We start from the raw sequence: 5,351 nt of genomic DNA on the forward strand, positions 1-5,351 counted from the left end.
CGTCAGATTCTCCTGGATCGCCGCCTCGATGTCGGAATCGAGTGCCGAGGTCGCCTCATCGAGAATCAGGATCGGCGCATCCTTGAGGAAGACGCGGGCGATCGCCACGCGCTGGCGCTGGCCTCCCGACAGTTTGACGCCGCGCTCGCCGACAAACGCCTCGTAGCCGGCGCGGTCCCTGTTGTCGCGCAAGGTCAGGATGAACTCGTGCGCCTCGGCCTTTTTCGCCGCCGCGATCACCTCCGCATCGGTCGCGTCAGGCATGCCGAGCTTGATGTTGTCGCGCAGCGAACGGTGGAACAGCGCCGTGTCCTGGCTGACGACGCCGATATTGGCGCGCAGCGAATTCTGCGTAACTTTGGCGACATCCTGGCCATCGATGGTGATCGACCCGCTCTCGAGATCGTAGAGGCGCAGGATCAGATTGGCGAGGGTCGTCTTGCCGGCGCCGGACGGTCCGACCAGCCCTACCTTCTCGCCTGGCCTGACGACAAGGTCGATGCCGTTCAGCACGCCGAAACCTTTGCCGTAGTGGAACTCGACGTTCTTCACCGCGATACGGCCGCCTGCCACGACGAGTTCCTTGGCGTCGGGCGCATCGGTGAGGCCGAGCGGCTGCGAAATCAGCGCCTTGGAGTTCTCCAGCACGCCGAGGTTTCGCAAGATGCTGTTGAGCTGCATCATCAGCCGGCCGAGCAGCATGTTGAGCCGCAGCACCAGCGACAGGGTGAAGGCGACCGCGCCGACGGTGATCGAGCCCTCGACCCAGAGATAGACGGCAAAGCAGCCGATCGCCGTGATCATGATGCCTGACAGCGTGGTCAGCGCCATGCGCACGCCGGTCAGCCGGCGGGTGAACGGGCGCAATGCGTCGAGATAGATGTCGAAACCGTTCCTGATGTAGCGGTCGTCGCCATCGGCCGAGAACAGTTTCAGCGTCTGCACGTTGGAATAGGAATCGACGATGCGGCCGGTGATCATCGAGCCGGCCTCGGCTGTTTCCTCGGCATGCTTGCGGATTGCCGGCAAATAGAGCTTGGCCAGCCAGCCGAAGGCGGAAATCCAGATCACCACCAGAACCGCCAGCCTGAGATCGAGGCCTGCGACCAGCGCCAGCGTCGTCACCGTGTAGACGATCATAAACCAGACGACCTCGATGAAGCTTTCCATCAAGTCGCCGGTCGCCTGGCCCGCCTGCCAGACCTTCGTCGCGATGCGGCCGGCGAAATCGTTCTGGAAAAAGGCGTAGGACTGGCGCGAGACATGCCGGTGCGCCTGCCAGCGCACCAGATTGTAGAAGCCCGGCGTGATCGTCTGTTCGTCGACCAGCGCCGACAAGCCGACGACGACGGTGCGGATGACCAGCACCACCACGGCCATGAAAACCAGTTCAGGGCCGGCGGCGGCCCACAGTGCGTGCCAGCTGCGCTCGGCGGGAAGCTGGTCGAGAATATCGACCAGCCGCCCGACGAAGTAGAACAGGCCGGCCTCGACCAGCGGCGCGATGCCGCCGATGACCAGCATGGCGAAGAAGGCGAACTTCGCCTGGCCGACATAGTGCCAGAGAAAGCCGCCGACACTGATCGGTGGCCGAAGATTCGCCGGCTCCCTGAACGGATAGACCCAGTTCTCGAACCAGCGATAGACGGCTGTCATCATGCGGCGGCCATCATTCTGCGGCTTGCCTCTTTGCAAGTGCGTCGTTGGCGGCGTCGGCGGGACCGTCCTCAAGCAGGAACCCGCCCGACTGGCGCTGCCAGAGCTGCGCGTAGAGCCCGCCCTTGGCGACGAGTTCTTCGTGCGAACCTTCCTCGATGACACGGCCCTTGTCCATCACCACCAGCCTGTCCATCGCCGCGATGGTCGACAGCCGGTGCGCGATGGCGATGACGGTCTTGCCTTGCATGAGCTTGTAGAGATTCTCCTGGATCGCCGCCTCGGCTTCGGAATCAAGCGCCGAGGTCGCTTCGTCAAGGATAAGTATAGGTGCGTCCTTCAACATAACGCGAGCAATGGCGACGCGTTGCCGCTGGCCACCGGACAATTTGACGCCGCGGTCACCGACATGGGCATCGAAGCCCTTGCGGCCGCTGGCATCCGAAAGCCCTGATATGAAGTCCAGCGCCTCGGCGCGCCGCGCCGCCTCGACAAGCATCTCGTCGGTTGCATCGGGCCGGCCATAAAGGATGTTCTCGCGCACCGAACGATGCAGCAGCGAGGTGTCCTGCGTGACCATGCCGATCTGCGCACGAAGCGAATCCTGCTTCACAGCGGCGATTTCCTGGCCATCGACCAATATCTGCCCGGCTTCGAGGTCGTAGAAGCGCAGCAACAGGTTGACCAGCGTCGACTTGCCGGCGCCGGAACGGCCGACGATGCCGACCTTCTCGCCCGGCTTCACCGCCAGCGACAGGCCCTCGATCACACCCTTCTGCTTGCCGTAGTGGAAGCGAATGTCCTCGAAGCGGATCTCACCCCTGGAGACGCTGATCTCCTTCGCGTCCGGCCGGTCCTCGACAAGGCGCGGCAGCGAGATCGAGGCGATACCGTCCTGCACCGTGCCGATGTTCTCGAACAGGCCCGACATTTCCCACATGATCCATTGCGACATGCCCCACAACCTGAGCACAAGGCCGATGACCACGGCGACCGCGCCGATCGTCACTGCTTGCCCCAGCCACAGCCACAGCGCCATCGCGGTCACCGAGAACAAGAGCAGCGCGTTCAGTATGTAGAGCGAGCCGAAAAGCACTGTCACCAGGCGCATCGACCGGTAGACCGTTTCGAGAAAGCCGGACATACCGTCTTTGGCGAATGACGCTTCGCGGCGTGCATGGCTGAACAGCTTGACCGTCTGGATGTTGGAGTAGCTGTCGACGACCCGGCCCGTCATGATCGAGCGCGCATTGGCCTGTTCCTCGCCGACCTTGCCCAGCCGGGGAATGAAAAACCGCAGCAAAAGGATATAGCCGACCAGCCAGACGCCGAGCGGCGCGGCCAGCCGCCAGTCGGCCGAGCCGACGATGAGCAGCATGCCGAGGAAGTAGACGATAACGTAATTCAGGACGTCGATCACCTTGATGACGCATTCGCGCACGGCGAGAGCCGTCTGCATCAGCTTGGTCGCGATGCGGCCGGCGAACTCGTCCTGGTAGAAACTCATCGACTGCTTGAGCAGATAGCGGTGCACCTGCCAGCGGATGCGCATGGGATAGTTGCCCATCAGCGTTTGCTGGTTGAGGAGCGAATGCAGCCATACGGTGCCCGGCAGTGCGAACAGCACGATGAAGGCCATGCCGGCAAGCTTCCAGGCTTCCGTCTGCAGGAAGGTTTCGCGATTCTGCCCCGACAGCCAGTCGACGATGCGGCCGAGGAAGCCGAACATCCACACTTCCGCGATCGCGATGGCCGTCACCAGCACTGCATCGAAAAGGATATAGGGCCAGGCGCCGCGCGTATAATGCACGCAGAAGGCAACCAGCGTCTTGGGCGGCTCGACCGGTTCCGCCGCGGGGAACGGATCGAGCCTTTTTTCAAACCAGCTAAACAACAACATAGGTCATGCCTGTGAAATGTGTTTGCCGCTTACGCGGCACGTGAGCGTACGAAGTCCCCGGAACCCATGGCGTCGAGTGCCGACGGTCCGGAATCACCCGGACCGTCGGCAATGCTTCGCGCAATATAGGGGCTCGCGGGCTTTTCGCCGACAGCTGCGCCAGACGATCCTGACGACACGGTGCCGCCAGCCCGGTTTTTCGCGCCAGGCCGGATCAGCCGGATGATCCGGCGCACCAGCGACGGCCGCCCGGGATCGGGAACCGCGCGCGAAAAATCGACATCCGGCAGCATGCCGCGATGCGGCCGGCGGCGAACCTCGGCGTGAACCGCCGACGAATAGGTGTCGCCGATCAGCAGCGCCCAGGTCGGCAGTCGGTGGATATGCAGGCTCCTCGAGCCCGGTATTCTGTAGGGATCGAACATCGGTCCGTCCTCCGTGTGAAAATCGAGATAAAAAGGCGAAGCAATATCGTCCGCCGGCATTCGCCCGGAGGCACGCATTGCATCGGTCCGGACATGACGAGTGTCGGTCCGGACAGCTTCAGTTGGGGCGTTCAGCCCTTTTGACTTTTTGAAAAACATCGCAGGATTCCTTCGAGTGCCGAAAAATCGTTTCGGCGGGAATCGGTGCGATCAAGTCTTAGAGAGTCAGGAGAATCGTCGTACCGAAACCGCCGGCAGGCAGGTAAGCCCACGAGAGGGGCGCTGGATGTGCATGGTCATCATGAATTACCCCTCCATCGGTTCGGGTTGACAATGCTGGTTGTATACCCGACTTCGCAGAAAATGGCCACCCGCAGGTCCAGCAATTTCCAAAACCGCCAAGCCGCTGTGGCCGATCCGCCACTTATTAGAAGGACGCGGAAATGAACCGTCGTCTCCGCATCGCGCTCTACCAGCCTGACATTGCCGGCAACACCGGAACAATCCTGCGCTTCGCCGCGTGCCTCGGACTTGGCGTCGACATCATCGAACCGGCCGGATTTCCGCTCTCCGACAAGGCGCTCAAGCGAGCCGGCATGGACTACCTCGAAATGGCTGCCCTGACCCGGCATGTCGACTGGCACGCCTTCGAGGAATGGCGCAAGGCTGGTTCGCACCGGCTGGTGCTGCTGTCGACCAAAGCCACGACGGCCTACACCAGCTTCAGCTTCGCGGACGGTGACGTCCTCCTGTTCGGCCGCGAATCCGCAGGCGTGCCGGATCCTGTCCATCAGGCGGCGGATGCGCGCCTGACCATCCCCATGCAGGGTACGGCGCGCAGCATCAACGTGGCGCTCTCCGTCGCCATGGTGGTGGGCGAAGCCATCCGGCAACTCGGATAACGGCACTCCGTCTCCCGACATCTTGACCCAGGCGCACATCGCCTTCTCCTTCGTTTGCACATCCAGGGTTTCTTCGCTACAAGCTCAACTTAACTTGAGGTCAAGCAGAAAAATCGGGACGGAAAATCAGACATGGCGCCTGTAACGGAATTAACGGTTGGCCAGGTGGCCATGCGCAGCGGGGTGGCGGTGTCGGCGCTGCATTTCTACGAGGCCCGCGGCTTGATCCGCAGCCACCGCACGTCGGGCAACCAGCGCCGCTACGGCCGCGACGTGCTGCGGCGCGTGGCGATCATCAAGGTTGCACAGGAGGTCGGCATCTCGCTGGCCGAAATCGGTGCCGCACTTGAATCACTGCCCGAAAGCCGCACGCCGACGCGCGACGACTGGAACCTTTTGTCGACCGCCTGGCGCGACGGGCTCGATCACAAGATCGCCCAGTTGAAGAAACTGCGCGAAGGGCTGACC

Annotated in this window: 5 protein-coding genes; 2 read left to right on the top strand and 3 right to left on the bottom strand. The window is 62.5% G+C overall.

All coding sequences use genetic code 11. The features are described from left to right. From EN932_RS28145 to EN932_RS28155, 3 genes are all read right to left on the bottom strand, one after another. A partial coding sequence (locus EN932_RS28145) for an ABC transporter ATP-binding protein (protein ID WP_164890650.1) occupies positions 1-1,659 on the bottom strand: 1,659 nt, incomplete at its 3' end. A 10-nt stretch (positions 1,660-1,669) separates the two neighbouring features. Next, a complete protein-coding gene (locus EN932_RS28150) occupies positions 1,670-3,556 on the bottom strand; it encodes an ABC transporter ATP-binding protein (RefSeq protein WP_013529979.1) in 1,887 nt (628 codons plus the stop codon). 29 nt (positions 3,557-3,585) lie between these two features. Next, positions 3,586-3,981: a hypothetical protein gene (locus tag EN932_RS28155; protein ID WP_013529978.1), complete on the bottom strand. Its 396-nt coding sequence runs from the start codon at positions 3,979-3,981 to the stop codon at positions 3,586-3,588. Positions 3,982-4,424: 443 nt separating this feature from the next. Here EN932_RS28155 and EN932_RS28160 point away from each other — a divergent pair, with 443 nt between their 5' ends. Both EN932_RS28160 and soxR read left to right on the top strand, forming a co-directional pair. Beyond that, on the top strand, positions 4,425-4,883 hold the full coding sequence (locus EN932_RS28160) for a tRNA (cytidine(34)-2'-O)-methyltransferase (RefSeq protein WP_127368690.1): 459 nt from the start codon (positions 4,425-4,427) through the stop codon (positions 4,881-4,883). A gap of 132 nt (positions 4,884-5,015) precedes the next feature. After that, on the top strand, positions 5,016-5,351 hold a 336-nt coding region (soxR, locus tag EN932_RS28165), incomplete at its 3' end, for a redox-sensitive transcriptional activator SoxR (protein ID WP_128369233.1).

Source organism: Mesorhizobium sp. M7A.F.Ca.US.002.01.1.1 (assembly GCF_004022955.1).
In the GTDB taxonomy this organism is placed as follows: domain Bacteria; phylum Pseudomonadota; class Alphaproteobacteria; order Rhizobiales; family Rhizobiaceae; genus Mesorhizobium; species Mesorhizobium ciceri.

What these genes read in the sequence shown, in the direction of transcription:
- EN932_RS28160 (WP_127368690.1), top strand. Translation starts at nt 4,425, where the DNA reads ATGAACCGTCGTCTCCGCATCGCGCTCTACCAGCCTGACATTGCCGGC.
- EN932_RS28150 (WP_013529979.1), bottom strand. Translation starts at nt 3,556, where the DNA reads ATGTTGTTGTTTAGCTGGTTTGAAAAAAGGCTCGATCCGTTCCCCGCG.
- EN932_RS28155 (WP_013529978.1), bottom strand. Translation starts at nt 3,981, where the DNA reads ATGTTCGATCCCTACAGAATACCGGGCTCGAGGAGCCTGCATATCCAC.